The organism is uncultured Thiodictyon sp., assembly GCF_903828115.1.
Taxonomy (GTDB): domain Bacteria; phylum Pseudomonadota; class Gammaproteobacteria; order Chromatiales; family Chromatiaceae; genus Thiodictyon.
On the sequence record NZ_CAIKKU010000896.1, the window covers coordinates 1 to 13,926 of the forward strand.

The 13,926-nt window shown below is 66.9% G+C and carries 14 protein-coding genes and 1 pseudogene; 12 read left to right on the plus strand and 3 right to left on the minus strand.

Features of this window, described 5'->3' with window-relative positions; genetic code table 11:
- On the plus strand, positions 1-295 hold a 295-nt coding region (locus QZY48_RS33965; RefSeq protein ID WP_295439111.1), incomplete at its 5' end, for an alpha/beta hydrolase.
- A gap of 7 nt (positions 296-302) precedes the next feature.
- On the opposite strand, the gene QZY48_RS33970 is transcribed toward QZY48_RS33965, so the two are convergent.
- Positions 303-764: a hypothetical protein gene (locus tag QZY48_RS33970; protein ID WP_295439113.1), complete on the minus strand. Its 462-nt coding sequence runs from the start codon at positions 762-764 to the stop codon at positions 303-305.
- 86 nt (positions 765-850) lie between these two features.
- On the opposite strand from QZY48_RS33970, the pseudogene QZY48_RS33975 reads away from it, so the two are divergent.
- The 3 genes and pseudogenes from QZY48_RS33975 to QZY48_RS33985 all read left to right on the plus strand — a co-directional run.
- A pseudogene (locus QZY48_RS33975) lies at positions 851-952 on the plus strand (PLP-dependent transferase); the annotation flags it as partial.
- A 542-nt stretch (positions 953-1,494) separates the two neighbouring features.
- Positions 1,495-1,686 carry a CoA-binding protein gene (locus QZY48_RS33980; protein WP_366929835.1) on the plus strand — a complete coding sequence of 64 codons (192 nt, stop codon included), beginning with the start codon at positions 1,495-1,497 and terminating at the stop codon, positions 1,684-1,686.
- Between the two features lie 15 nt (positions 1,687-1,701).
- The gene (locus QZY48_RS33985) at positions 1,702-2,352 is read left to right on the plus strand and encodes a PLP-dependent transferase (protein WP_295439115.1); all 651 of its coding nucleotides are present in this window, start codon (positions 1,702-1,704) and stop codon (positions 2,350-2,352) included.
- 312 nt (positions 2,353-2,664) lie between these two features.
- Here QZY48_RS33985 and QZY48_RS33990 read toward each other — a convergent pair whose 3' ends face one another.
- Positions 2,665-3,246 carry a helix-turn-helix domain-containing protein gene (locus QZY48_RS33990; protein ID WP_295439116.1) on the minus strand — a complete coding sequence of 194 codons (582 nt, stop codon included), beginning with the start codon at positions 3,244-3,246 and terminating at the stop codon, positions 2,665-2,667.
- A gap of 168 nt (positions 3,247-3,414) precedes the next feature.
- On the opposite strand from QZY48_RS33990, the gene QZY48_RS33995 reads away from it, so the two are divergent.
- The 6 genes from QZY48_RS33995 (at position 3,415) to QZY48_RS34020 (ending at position 10,977) form a co-directional block, all read left to right on the plus strand.
- Positions 3,415-6,216: a PAS domain S-box protein gene (locus tag QZY48_RS33995; protein ID WP_295439129.1), complete on the plus strand. Its 2,802-nt coding sequence runs from the start codon at positions 3,415-3,417 to the stop codon at positions 6,214-6,216.
- A gap of 59 nt (positions 6,217-6,275) precedes the next feature.
- Positions 6,276-7,046, plus strand: a complete 771-nt coding sequence (locus QZY48_RS34000) for a GAF domain-containing protein (protein WP_366929836.1) — start codon at positions 6,276-6,278, stop codon at positions 7,044-7,046.
- Between the two features lie 20 nt (positions 7,047-7,066).
- Positions 7,067-8,401 carry a PAS domain-containing protein gene (locus tag QZY48_RS34005; protein ID WP_295439117.1) on the plus strand — a complete coding sequence of 445 codons (1,335 nt, stop codon included), beginning with the start codon at positions 7,067-7,069 and terminating at the stop codon, positions 8,399-8,401.
- 90 nt (positions 8,402-8,491) lie between these two features.
- Positions 8,492-8,944 carry a CHASE domain-containing protein gene (locus tag QZY48_RS34010; RefSeq protein WP_295439118.1) on the plus strand — a complete coding sequence of 151 codons (453 nt, stop codon included), beginning with the start codon at positions 8,492-8,494 and terminating at the stop codon, positions 8,942-8,944.
- Complete coding sequence (locus tag QZY48_RS34015; RefSeq protein ID WP_295439120.1) at positions 8,850-9,176, plus strand: PAS domain-containing protein; 327 nt, start codon at positions 8,850-8,852, stop codon at positions 9,174-9,176. Before QZY48_RS34010 ends, QZY48_RS34015 begins: the two co-directional genes overlap by 95 nt.
- 79 nt (positions 9,177-9,255) lie before the next feature.
- Positions 9,256-10,977: an ATP-binding protein gene (locus QZY48_RS34020; RefSeq protein WP_295439122.1), complete on the plus strand. Its 1,722-nt coding sequence runs from the start codon at positions 9,256-9,258 to the stop codon at positions 10,975-10,977.
- 137 nt (positions 10,978-11,114) lie between these two features.
- Here the strand turns inward: QZY48_RS34020 and QZY48_RS34025 are convergent, their stop codons facing one another.
- A complete protein-coding gene (locus QZY48_RS34025) occupies positions 11,115-11,357 on the minus strand; it encodes a hypothetical protein (protein WP_295439124.1) in 243 nt (80 codons plus the stop codon).
- A gap of 399 nt (positions 11,358-11,756) precedes the next feature.
- Here QZY48_RS34025 and QZY48_RS34030 point away from each other — a divergent pair, with 399 nt between their 5' ends.
- Both QZY48_RS34030 and QZY48_RS34035 read left to right on the plus strand, forming a co-directional pair.
- Entirely contained in the window at positions 11,757-12,545 is a 789-nt protein-coding gene (locus QZY48_RS34030; RefSeq protein WP_295439126.1) for an enoyl-CoA hydratase, read from the plus strand.
- A gap of 221 nt (positions 12,546-12,766) precedes the next feature.
- Positions 12,767-13,717, plus strand: coding sequence for a Uma2 family endonuclease (locus QZY48_RS34035; protein WP_295439128.1), 951 nt, complete (start codon positions 12,767-12,769; stop codon positions 13,715-13,717).
- Positions 13,718-13,926: the final 209 nt, after the last annotated feature.

Below are 13,926 nucleotides of genomic sequence, written 5' to 3' on the forward strand. Positions count from 1 at the left end.
AGCCTCACTCCCCAGACAGAACCTCGGCTTTCCGAGTCTGGTGGTCGCGAGCGGCAACGACCCCTGGATGACGACCCGGAACCTGACCCCTTGGTCTGAGGCCTGGGGCAGCCGTCTCATCGGCATCGGCCAGGCCGGACACATCAACACCGAGTCCGGCTTCGGCCCCTGGCCAATGGGCCTCGCGCTGTTGCACCTGTTGCAGGACAGGACGCGCCCGGTGTCCGCACCCCACACTCGGCGGCGCACTCGGCGAGCGGGCGAAGGCAGCGCCGCGCGGCGACTCGACGATTAGCGCTACCTCAGGTCTTGGCGCCGTGCGCGGCATATTTCGGCAACAGCCGCCGGGGCGGCCGGAAGGCGTCGCGGCGGAAGGGGTCGCCCAGGGTCTGGGTGAGGCGCAGGTTGATGACGGTCGGGCGGTTGGAGGCAATCGCCGCGCCCAGTGCATCGCCGATCTGGTCCTCGTGTTCGACGGTGAGGCCCTCGGCACCCATCGCCCTGGCGACCATGGCGTCTTGCGGCAGCGCCCGGGCGAGTTGGGTCAGGGCGCGGCGCGGATCGATCCGACCGGGTTCATTGGCCCCGGCCAGGGCGGCGAGCTCGGCGGCCCAGCGCTCACGCTCCGCGCCGATCCCGGCCAGGCGCACCGGATCGGGCGCGACCACACCCTGGATCTCCTGCAACTGCTCGGTGATCGCGGCGGCGGCGGCGCGCGCGTCGCCGTTGATGCCGAGCGCGATCGGCTTGACCAGGCCGAGCACGCGGGGGTCCAGGTCTACCTGAATGATCTTGCCGTCGCGGGGCCAGTAGTCGAGCCTGTACTGGGGCAGGGTACCAAAGGGGCCGAGCCGGGGTGCGGCCGGACCTGATCCGCTTCTCGGTCGGCTGCGAGCATATCGGCGATATACTCTGGGATATCGATCAGGCGCTCGATCGTTCTTCACCGTGAAGGTCAAGCCGGGCCCCGGTGGGAGCGGCTTCAGCCGCGACGCGACCGCTTAGACTGCGCAGGCCCCCCGTGGGAGCGGCCTCCGGCCGCGATGAAACCCTGCGGTAACCTGCGCCGCCGCGTTCCGCGCGCCGCCAGTCGCGGCCGGAGGCCGCTCCCACAGGGCGCCCCCGCCGGACTTTCACGGTGAGGCATCGACCCCCTCTTTTCTGGTCGCCGGAACGACGATCAAGGCCTGCGAGCCTGAATCCGGGAATCGCTCACACAAAGACACAAAGAACACAAAGAAAAACAAATTATTGAAGGCGTTGGGCCAATCACCGTACGGGTGATCTCCTCGACCTACATATCGCGTTGAAAATCTTTGTGATCTTTGTGTCTCCGTGTGAGAACTACTCTTTCTAGGGCGAGCGGCTCCGCGGTGCAGCAGAACAGACCCGAACGAGCGCGACGGCGTGCTGAGGCCCCTTTTCTGGGATAATGGCGCCTGATTGGAGTCTCCCGATGACCGAACCCCCCGCCGACGACATCGCCACTCGGCCGTGGCGATCGGCGCGCGCTGTCTGTGGCAGCAGCTCGGGGTGAAGAACCTGGAGGCCGACCGGCTGGCCCGCGACGCCGGCCTGGATGCGGTGATGGACCGCTGCGTCAAGATCGAACACGCACGGCTCTTCGGCGGTCTGCATTGGGCCGGTGTCAATACCGGCGTCATCTCCGCCAAACGTCCAGTCTGAAGGCGACCCCCGCTCATGGCCGACCACCGGTTCCAACCCGAGACCCTGGCGATCCACGCCGGACAGATCCCCGACAGCGCCACCGGCGCCCGGGCCCTGCCGATCTATCAGACGACGAGCTTCGTCTTCGACAGCGCCGAGCACGCCGCCGCCCTGTTCAATCTCCAGACCTTCGGCGACTTCGGTTTCACCATGCGCTGCCGCATGGAGACGCTGCGCGTCTATGGCGCCGCGCTCGCCCCTGCGAGCGCCTGGCAGGTCCTGCAAGGGGTCGAGACGCTGCCGCTACGCATGGAGCGTCATTGCCGCAACGCCCGCGCGGTGGCGCAGTTCCTGCGCGCCCACCCCCAGGTGAGCTGGGTCGACTACCCGGGCCTGCCCGATCACCCCCAATACGGACTCATCGAGCGCCAGATGCGCCAAGTCGAGGGCGCCCCCGGCGCCTCCGGCCTGCTCGCCTTCGGGGTCCGCGGCGGGATCGCGGCCGGCGTGCGCTTCATCGAGTCCGCCCAATTCATGAGCCACCTGGCCAACATCGGCGACACCCGCACCCTGATCATCCACCCGGCATCGACCACCCACCGCCAGCTCGACGAGGCACAGCAGGCCGCGGCGCGGGCGGTGCATTCCCGCACCGACTCCGGATCAATAAGATCACCAGCATAGTCGTTATTGTTGCGCTTCTTGCGGAGCGCATCCAGGACGAGCGATTCTTCTCTGGGCACGGCAAGCGTCAGCGACAGCGCACCCAGCAGCGTCCGATGATGGCCCGGTACATTGGTCGCGGGACGATAGCCGGATGCCATCAAGGCCACCAGTGCGCATTGCATGATGGCCTTATAGCCCGCGTCGAAGCGCGTTTCTTCACTGATGTCGAGGACCCGCGAATCCTCAAGGTTGCGTTGCGCCGCCGCAAGCAGGCGCAGGGTTTCCCCGGAAGAGGGGACGTGGGGCTTGATCTGACCCAGCCGCAGGAGACTATCCAAGCTCATGTTCACCCCCTATAACCCAGAGTTTGGGCGCTCCCCAGACCGCGGAGACGAAGCCGTCGTTCGTCTCCCGTTTGCGCAAAAAATCGTCGGCTTTCATGACCGTCGCATTCACCTCACGGCGCAGAACGGCCTCGGCCGGCGCCAAGACCCGCACCGCTTCGGCGAAGGGTAAATCCCCGACGATCATCACATCGACATCGCTATGGGCGCCCTCAGTACCCGCCGCCGTCGACCCATAGACGAAGGCGCAGCGGATGTGGGCGGAGCAGGGCCTCAATGCATCGCTGATAACGTTCAATAATCCCGCCGTCTTGCGGAGCAGGCCGGCGAGTTCCTCGAAGACCGGGCACTCGCGATTGGCAGAAAAGAACACCTGCCTGCCGACCTGGTCGCGCCGCAGCACGCCGAGCGCCGTCAACGCCGTGAGTTCCCGGTGCAAGGTCCCCGGCGACACACCGGTCAGGCGCGCCAGTTCGCGCAAGTGTTGGGGCTCGTCCGGACGCAGGAGCAGGGCCGCCAGAATCGCGGTGCGGGTGTCCCCGAGAAGATGGCTGATCAGGGTTTTCATGTTCTCACTTAGGCAACAAATGTAGCTGTTTTGAGAACACCAAGCAAGCTCGGGGGTGACGTGCGTGACCCTTTGGCCCTTGCCTCATGGGTTGGCGGAGGAGGAGCGCAGTGGGATCTGGTCCGACCATTCCTGGTCTATCCGTGATTTGTTCTCCGTGGGCACATCCTGTCCTATGCGGTCACCGCGGGACCGACCCTGCCTGCCACCGTGGAGAAGCCCGTCCACTTCTGGCTGTCGATCCGCTTCATCAGTGCCTTGGCGTTGCTGGCGGTGGCGGCGTTGCCGCCCAGTGCCGTGCTGACGCAACGCACGCGCGGCTGGCTGCTGGGCGCGACACTGATCCTGGTCGGTTTGGTGGCGACGCCGGGCCTGGCGTTCCCGGACCGGGTGGCGTCCGCCACCATCTTCGCCCAGAGCGCAAGTCCCTTCAAGATCGGCGCCGGCTACACGGTCATGCTGTTCTACGGCCTTACCCTGCTGCTCCTGATGCGTGGGTGGCGAGCGACCCGCGACGCCTTTCGGGCCTGGCTGATTGCCGGTGTCTGGCTGTTGCTGCTCGGCGAGATTTGCCTGACGGGTTATCCCATCACCACCGATTTTCATCACCTGCTCGGCCACCTTTATCGCACCTGGGGGGTTGGCTTCGTTTTCTGGGTCGTCTATTCCCAGGCGCTGGACGAGCCGTACCGGCGCTTGCAGAAATCGCAACAACTGCCGGCCCGCAGCGAACAGACGGCCCAGACGCTGCAAGAAAACCAGTCATTGCTGGATAACATCTTTCTGGGCATCTGCTTCGTCAAGGATCGCCATTTCATCCGCGTCAACCGCTCCGCCGAGACCCTGTTCGGCTACGCGCCGGGCGAATTGGATGGCCGCTCGACCGAGCTGATCTATCCCGATCGCGCGGCCTATCTGACGATCGGCCAGCGGACCTATCCGGCGATCAATCGCGGCGAGGTCTTCGCCACCGAGGTCGAGTTGGTTCACCGCGACGGCAGCCGCTTCTGGTGCCTGATGCGCGCGCAGGCACTGGCGCCGGGACAGCCCTTGGAAGGGATCATCTGGATCATCGAGGACGCGAGCGAGCGGCGCGCCGCACGCCAGGCACTGGAGCAGGCGGCCGAGCTCTATCGGGCGATTTTCGAGAGCCGCGAGGTCATCAAGGTCCTGGTCGATCCGCAGAGTGGGCAGATCCTCGACGCCAATCAGGCCGCCGCCGATTTTTATGGCCAGCCGCGTGAGGACCTGCGACAACGCTCGGCTTGGGAATTCAGTACCACGCCGCGCGAGGTCTATGCCGATCTGTTCGCCCACATCCAGGCCGGCGACGCGGACTTGACGGTTGAGCGTCGTGCCTGGCACCGGTGCGCCAATGGCCAACTCTGCGAGGTCGAGGTCTACCTCGACCTGATCCACCTTGATGACCGGCCGCTGCTGCTGGCGACCACACTGGATCTGACGGCCCGCAAGACCGCCGAGGCGGCGTTGCGCGACAGCGAGGAACGCTACCGCTCGGCGCTGGTGGCACTGGCCGAGGGCGTCGCGGTATACAACCGCGAGGGCCGGCTCATCACCGCCAATCCGGCGGCCGAACGCATCCTGGGCCTGAACTCGGCCGAGTCTTGGGAGCGCCCTGTCGACGACGGGAACTGGTCGATCATCCGCCCCGATGGAACCCCCTTCCGCAGCGATGCCTGGCCGACGGTCGTCACCCTGCAGACCGGGATCGCGCAACGCGATGTGGAGATGGGCCTCATCGGGGCGGACGACCAGGTGACCCGGCTGCTCGTGAGTACTGAGCCGATCCGCGCAACCGTCGGTGGGGAGGTGCAGGCGGTGGTGGTGTCATTCATCGACATCACCGCGCAAAAGGCCAACGAGGCGGCACTGCAACAGAGCGAAGCGCGCTTTCGCACCCTCTTCACGGCATCCCAGGTGACGATGCTGCTGATCGATCCCGACAGCGGCTCGATCGTCGATGCCAACGCGGCTGCCGGCGATTACTACGGCTACCCGGTCGAGCAACTGCGCACGATGAACCTCAGCGCCATCAATCCGCTGCCCCCGGAACAGCTCGCGGAGAACCTGCGGCGGGTCAAACGGGCACGGCAAGTGCGGTTCCAGTTCCAGCACCGCCTGGCCGGCGGCGAGCTACGCGATGTGGAGATCTACTCCGGGTCGCTGGAGCTTGACGGACAGACGCGCCTGCTGGCGAGCGTCCATGACATCACGGCCCAGAAGGCGGCGGAGGCGGCCCAGCGCGTCAGCCTGGAGGCGCTGCAGCGCCACGATGCCCAGATGATCGCACTCAACCGTATGAACGAATTGCTGCTGTCCTGCGAGACCAGTTTGGAGGCCTATACCATCATCGCCCAAGGCGCCGGACGGCTATTCACCGGCTGCAATGGCGCTTTGGCGCAGATCGACACGGGGGACGCCGCACAATTGCGGGTCGTGGCGACCTGGGGCGAGGCCGATGTCCTGCCGAGCAGCTTCCCGCCGGACGACTGCTGGGCGATGCGGCGCGGCGCGGTCCAGGAGGCGACCGCGCTCCCGCTGATCGCGCAATGCCGACACTTCGCCGGCCCACCGCCAACCGCCTATCTTTGTATGCCCTTGACCGTGCGGGGCGAAACCTTCGGACTGCTGCACCTGAGCGCCTGCGCCACGCAGAGCGCCGCGGCACTCGGCGAAATGCGAGCGCTCGCCGGGGCGTTCAGCGAATCCATCAAGCTCGCCCTCTCCAACATCGCCTTGCAGGAAAGCCTGCGTGAGCAGTCCATCCGTGACGGGCTCACCGGTCTCTTCAATCGCCGTTATCTCGATGAAACCCTGCCGCGAGAGCTCCGCCGCAGTCAGCGCCGGGGCGAGTCGTTGGCAGTGGCAATCGCGACGATCTGGAGCCCTTCCTCGGGCTGCATTTCCCGCCCTCCGACATCCCGGCCCAGGCGCGTCGCCTCTATCTGATCAGCCCCACGCGGGTCATCGTCGATTGCGATTATGTGCCGTCTGCGCTGCGGCCGGCCGTGAATCCAGTCACTGGGCAAGCGCTGGATCTGTCGCTGAGCCGGTTGCGCAGCGTGTCGCCGGTGCACCTGGAGTATCTGCGCAACATGGGGGTACAGGCCTCACTGACGGCCTCGCTGCTGCGCGACGGGCAACTCTGGGGGCTGATCGCCTGTCATCACGCAACCCCACGCCAAGTCTCGCCCGAGATTCGCGAGTTCGCCGGCTGGATGGCGCGGGGCCTGTCCGACCAGATCGCCTTGCTGGAAGAACAGCACCGCCGGCGCGAGATTGCACGGCTCAAGCATTGCCGCGACCACATCATCGATGCGATGCGCCAGGGCACGCGGCTGTCGGCCTTGCTCGGCGGGCCGGCATTGGCCGATGTCCTGGGCGCGATCGGCGCCGATGGCGTGGCCCTGATCCATGGCGCGAAGCTTGCGACCGGCGGTGCGACGCCCGAGCCCTCGCGCATCCTCGACCTCGTCGAGCGGCTGAGCGCCCGGCACGCGGACGACCCGCCCCAGTTGTTTGCGACCGATTGTCTGAGCGCACACCTGGAGGATACGGCGGACCTGGCCGCGACCGCCGCCGGCGTGGCGATATTCTCCCTGGATGCCGCGCAGTCGATCAAGCTGATCTGGTTTCGCGACGAGCAGTTGCGCCATGTGACCTGGGGCGGCAATCCCGACAAGGCGGTGCACCGGCCGCCTGGAGCCAACTGGTCAGCGGCCACAGCCGACGCTGGAGTCGGGAGGAACTGGACTCGGCCCGGGAACTCGGCACGCTGATCGATATCGAGTGGCGACGGGTGGCCGAGGAGGCGCAGCGGGCGCAGGAGATTTTGCTCAAGGATGTCCTGGACTCGCTGACCGCCCATATTGCCGTGCTGGATCGACGTGGGACCATTACCCTGGTCAACGCCAACTGGCGGCGCTTTGCCGAACAAAATGGCGGTGACCTGGGGTGCCTGACCGGGGCGAATTATCTGACGATCTGCAACCGCGTGGTGTCCGGTCAGGACGGTGTGGAGGCGCAGGCGGCGCTGCGCGGCATTCAACAGGTGCTGGCGGGCACGAACGGCGCCTTCACGTTGACCTACCGCTGTGACTCGCCCACCGAGCCACGCTGGTTCGAGATGCGGGTCCTGCCGCTCAGCGGCCCCCAGCCGGGTGCGGTGATCGCCCACGAGGAGATCACCGCCCGCATGCTGGCCCAGGAGGCCCTGCGGGTGAGCGAGCAACGCCTGCAATGGGTCCTGGAGGGGGCGAACGATGGCTTTTGGGACTGGAACATGGGCACCGGCGAGTTGCTGTTCAGTCCCCGCTGGGTGCAGATGTTGGGCTATGACCAGAGCGAGATCGAGCCGCACACCCGCGGCTGGGAAAGACTGGTGCATCCCGAGGACCTGCCGCGCGTCCGGCAGGAGATGCAAGCCCATGGTTCCGGCGCGACTGAGCGTTATCAGAGCGAACATCGGATGCTGACCAAACGCGGTGACTGGTGTTGGGTGCAGGCGCGCGGCAAGGTCACGGTGCGCGACGCGGCGGGCCAACCGCTGTGGATGGCCGGCACCAACACCGATATCACTGATCGCAAGCACGCCGAGGAGGCCCTGCGGATCAGCCTGACCGCCGTCCAGCGCCACGACGCCCAGATGGTGGCACTCAACCAAATGAACGACTTGCTGCTGTCCTGCCGCAGCCGCGAGGAGGCCTATGCCATCATCGGCCACAGCGCCGCGGCGCTCTTTGCGCCCTGGACGGGCGCGCTGGCGGTGCTTGATGACCCCGGGGCCGTTCTGCGTCGGGTGGCCGCCTGGGGCAGCCCCGAGGGCCTGCCCCCAAGCTTCCCGCTGCACGATTGCTGGGCCTTGCGGCGCGGCCAACTACATGAAGTCGAACCCGCCCATGCCGATATCGATTGCCGGCACTTCCCGGACCGCCCACCGCCCACCTATCTGTGCATCCCGCTGAACGTGCGTGGCGCCACCCTCGGCCTGCTGCATGTCAGTGCCGACGAGGCGCTCAACGAGGCGCAGTTGCGGGAGTTGCGCATCCTGGCCATCACGGTCAGTGAGTCCATCAAGCTCGCCCTGTCGAACATCAAATCGCAGGAGACGCTGCGGGACTGGCAACGGCACTAGAATGCTTGCGATGGTCGGCCGGTCGGGCCGGCCGGGGCGATCGGGTCCGCGGACCACGCGGCGTCAGCGACGGCAGCCGGGGGCAGGCGCATGGCAGAGGCGGAAACGACAACGCTCGTCGGCAGACTGGGTGCCTGGTGGGTACTGCGGCCCGCGGCGGGGGTCCTGATCCTGGGCGCGCTCCTCAGCCTGGCCGCCTGGTGGATGGTCTGGGGGTGGGAAACCCGGCAGCAAAGGGCCGCGGTCCGGGAACCGGTGGCAGCGGCGGCCCAGGCCCTGGCGGAGACCTTCGGGCACCTGATCGGCGATGTCCAGGTGGTGGCCCAGTTTTACGACGCATCGGAGCGGGTGACCGCGGACGCCTATGCGCGTTTCACCCGCCCGCTCCTCGAGCGGCATCCGGGCCTGCGCACCGTGGAATGGGTGCCGCGGGTGCTGGACACGGAGCATGCCGCTTTCGCGTCAAGGGCACGGGCGCAGGGGCTCGCGACTCGCTGCGCAACTGGCCCGCTGTACGGCGCAACGGGACCCTTATGCGTGTGAATATCGGGTCCTGTGGCCCGACGGCACCGTGCATTGGGTGGCCGGCCGCGGTGCCTTCGTCTTCGATGGGACCGGTCGAGCGGCGCGGATGTACGGCACCGTCGTGGAGGTCACCGAACGCTATCGGGTCGAGCAGGCACTGAACCGCTATCGCCAGATCGTCGAAACCTCCAGTGAAATTACGAGCTGGTGCCGGTCGGCATCGCCATCACCGACCCCGCAGGCCGGCTGATCGACTGCAACCGGGCCTCGGAAAGACTCCTCGGCCTCACGCGGGACGCGCTGCTGCGGCGCACCTATGTTGACCCGCAATGGACATCGAGAACCGGCTCACCTGCGACGAACGGATGTATCACCTGTATGGACAGCCGCCGCGCGCCGAGGCCCTCTCCTACGCCGACTGGACCGCGGCGCTCGACCCCGCTGACCTGCCCGCCCTGGCGGCCACTCTCGAGGCGATCATGGCCGGCCGCGAGACGACCTTTCGCAGCACCTTGCGGGTGCACTGGCCGGACGGCGCCCTGCGCTATCTCGTCTCCTGCGGCAAGGTGCTGCGGGATGCCGCCGGGGTTGCCCAACGCCTGATCGGGGTGAATTGGGACATCACGGACCTGAAGCGGGCCCGGGAACAGGCGGAACAGGCGGCGCTCAGTAAGGCTGAGTTTCTCGCCCACATGAGCCACGAGATCCGCACGCCGATGAACGGGATCATCGGCCTGTCCGAACTGGCGCTACGCCAACCCCTGGACCCCAAGGCGCGGGACTACCTGGAGAAGCTCAATGAGAGCGGGCGCAGCCTGCTGGGGATACTCAACGACATCCTCGACCACGCCAGAATCGAGGCGGGACGCCTGAGCCTCAGCAGCGACGCCTTCGCACTGGATACCCTGCACGCCACGCTGCGTTCCCTGTTCGCCCATTCCGCCGCGGCGCAAGGGCTCGCATTTGCCATCAAGGCGGACCCCGCTGTACCCAGGTATCTGCTCGGGGATGCCCTGCGGTTGCAGCAGGTCTTGTCCAACCTGCTGGGCAACGCCATCAAGTTGACCCACCGCGGCCAGGTTAATCTACGGGTGAGCTGCCTGGGACGCGAGGCGTCATGGGCAAGGCTGCGCTGGACGGTGCAAGACACCGGGATCGGCATGGACGAGGCCACCCGTGCCCGGTTGTTCGAACCCTTCGTGCAGGGCGACGCCACCATTGCCCGGCGCTATGGGGGCTCGGGGCTGGGGCTCGCCATCAGCCGGAACCTGGTGCGGTTGATGGGCGGGCACCTGGGGGTGGAGAGCACCCCGGGGGTGGGGAGCACCTTTACCCTCCTGAACAACACCGGCCACGAATTCCGCACGCCGCTGAGCCACATCACGGGATTCGTCTTTCTGCTGCGCAAGGAGGTCAAGGAGGGCAGGGGGTGGGATTTGCTCAACCGGATCGACCAGGCGGCGCGGCGCCTGCTGGACCTGGTCAACGACGTCCTCGACATCTCCCGACTGGAGGCGGGTCAGATCGAGATCAGGGTGCGGGCGTTCGATCTGGGGGACCTGCTCCGGGAATTCGTGCAGGACAGCGATGACCTGGCCACGACCAAGGGGCTGACCCTGGTTGCGGAGATCGCCCCGGGCCTGCCCCTGCGCGCCACCGGGGATCCTGACCGTCTGCGCCAGGTCCTGGGCCAACTGCTGAGCAACGCGGTCAAATTCTCCGACCAGGGGACTGTGACGCTCCGGGTCCGACCCAGCGAGGCCCAGGAGGGGCGGCTGTGGGTGCGCTTCGAGGTGCAGGACCACGGGATCGGGATCACCCCCGAGGTCCAGTCCGGGCTCTTTGCCTTGTTCCACCAGGGCGACAACTCTCTCACCCGCCGGTATGGGGGTGCGGGCCTGGGGCTGTCCCTGAGCCGACGCCTGGTGGCCTTGATGGGGGGTGAGATCGACCTGGTCAGCACGCCGGGTCAGGGGACCACCGTGGGCTTTCGGGTGCCCTTGGGCCTTGGGGCGACAACGGACACCGGCAGGCCTGGGTCAGGCACTTAGGCGCCCGGCAAGACCCTTGTCACTAGCCGCCGCGAGTGAGTCCGGATCGTCAGGCCGGGCGCCTGACGCCGGGCCGCTCTCGTCAGGCCGGCCGGTGCCGACGTTGCGCCCGGGCGCGAGCGCGAGCCCCCGGGAACTCAGGCAGCGTTCGCGAAGAAGGGAACCTGCGTCTGCGCGCCGGCGCGCTTGCGCAGTTCCGCGACCATCTCGGGCACCAATTGCCGGGCCGCGTCGCGCAGCAGCAGGCGCGTCGTGCGGGCCTGCGCACCCTCGTTGATGTCTTCTTGACTATGTTCGGCGTCGATGATATGCATCAGCGTCAGCGCCTCTTCGATCATCGCGGTACGGGGGTCCCTGTGGCTGAAATTCGTGTAGTTCATCGGATTCTCCGGCACCTGCCATAACCCTGGAAAGGTCTCGACCGTCCGGTTCAGGGCTTCCCGGTGTGGCGCCCTGCCGGCTCGGTGACTTGTCTGGTACAAGGCATAGGGTGTGCCAGAAACCGTCACCGCCTGCCGCACGCGAAATCGATCTATAAATCCGCCACTTGTATCGTTGCGTCGGCTCCGCAGCGCGGTTTTTCGCGGCGGCGGCTCGCCAGAACTATGGAATGGATTCCATAGTTCTGGCGGCCGTGCTCTAGTGAACGAGATGGACGCCGGCGGGAAGTGCGGCAAGCGGCGCGTCGATACCCTGGACGCGCGGGCGCGGCGCGCTTGCGGCAAGTCGCTGCAACCGGCATGCTGAGTCGCGACTGAACCATCCGGAGAGACGAGAGAATGACTGACGAGACCTCGCTGGTGCTGCGCCAAGACGATGCCGGTGTCACGACCCTGACGCTGAACCGGCCCCAGGCGCGCAACGCCCTGTCACGCGCCATGCTGAAGGCCCTGCACCAAGCCTTCGACGACATCGCCACCGACCAGGCCGTGCGCGTCGTGATCCTGGCTGGGGCCGGCCCGGGCTTCTGCGCCGGTCATGATCTGAAGGAGGTCCGCGCCAACCAGGAGGATCAGACCTATGCCGGAGCGCTGTTCGCGGAGTGCGCCGAACTGATGCTGGCCATCGTGCGGTTGCCCAAACCGGTGATCGCCCGAGTGCATGGCATTGCCACCGCGGCCGGTTGCCAGTTGGTTGCGACCTGCGACCTGGCGATCACCGCGGACGACGCCCGCTTTGCCACTCCGGGGGTGAATATCGGGCTTTTCTGTTCGACACCCATGGTCGCCCTGACGCGCAACGTCACCCCCAAGCAGGCGATGCAGATGCTGCTGACGGGCGACCCGATCGACGCCGCGACGGCGCTGCGCTTTGGCCTGGTCAACGAGATCGTGCCGGCGGCCGAACTCGAGGCCCGCACCGCGGCCCTGGCCCGCCAGTTGGCGGGCAAGTCACCACTGACGCTCGCAATCGGCAAGGAGGCCTTCTACCGCCAGCTTGAATTGCCCCTGGCCGAGGCCTATGACTATAGCCGCCAAGCCATGGTACGCAATCTGCAAACGCTGGATGCGCAGGAGGGCATTGCCGCGTTTATCGATAAGCGCCCGCCGCGGTGGTGTGGACACTAGCCCTTGGTCGATGATGTCTTGAACACCAGCCGCGAGCGGCGCTCGCCGCCGGGCCACTGGTCCAGCCGGCAAGCCCCACCCGGAGCACAAGATTTGCGTATCTGCCGCGGGCGTTGAGGTCGGCCGGATCGCTGGGTAGACTGTCGATGGGCGGCCCCCGCCGCCCGCCCCCCGTGCCAGGCTTTCACCCAGGCAATCCCCCCCAAGCAAGGCCCATCGCTATGTGCCCAACCGCCGCGACCCTTCGCACACCGGCGCACCAGCCCCCGCCCCCTGCCATCGCCCGCCCGCCCGGGTTCTCGCCCGAGGTCGCCGGCGAGCCCCGCTGCGCGGACGGCCTGCTGGTCTCGGAGGAGACCTACTGGAGGGAGTATTACCTGGAATCTGACATCCATTACGAGTGGAACAACGGTCGTCTGGAGGAAAAGCCGGTGTCCGACTACGGGACCTTTCTGGTATACGCCTGGTTCATCAGGCTCTTGCAACACTTTCTCGACACCCGCCCGATCGCCCGGATGGTCGCCCTGGAGATGGGCTTCCGGCTGCCGCTGCCGACCGGGACCGTGATCCGCAAGCCCGACCTCGGGGTCGTGTGCAACACCAATCCCCAGCCGCTGTTGCCCCTGGATGCCTCCTACCACGGTGTCTTCGACCTGTGCATCGAGGCCCTGTCGGACCTGGAGCGCCGCGGCAGTGAGCGCGATACGGTCACCAAGAAGGCCGAATATGCCGCCGGGGGGGTGCCCGAGTACTTCATCCTGCACCGGGAGTCGGAGCGCCAGGCGTTTTTCACCCGCACGGCCGCGGGTCTCTATGTCCCCATCGCGCCGGACGACGGCATCATCCGCTCGCGGGTCCTGCCGGGGCTGCAATTCCGGTTGACCGACCTGCTCACACAGCCCGAGCCCAAGGCGATGGTCCACGACCCGGTCTATGCCGACTTCGTGCTCCCCGAGTGGCGGGAGGCCGAACTGCACGCCGCGGCGCAAACGCGGGCCAGACAGGAGGCCGAGGAGCGCGCCGCGGCACAGACACAGCGCGCCGAGGCCGAAGCGGGCGCCCGACGCGCGGCCGAGCGACGCGCCGAGACCGAGGCGCAGGCGCGCCGACAGGTCGAACAGGAATTGGCGCAACTGCGGGCGCAGTTGGCGCAGCGACGGCCGCCGCCCTGACGCGGACCCCTCGCGGCAGGCGCCGGGCTGCTTGCGCGCTCGCGTCGCGGCTGAAGCCGCTCCCACCGGGTCCCGGCCTGACTGTCACGGTAAGTAACGAGTCTAGAATAAGTCAAACACAAACACGTTCGTTGTCGTTGTCGTTGTCGTAATCGTAATCGAAGAAGCGATGCAATTTGGCGTGCGAGAGAATCCGGGGCGCTACGATA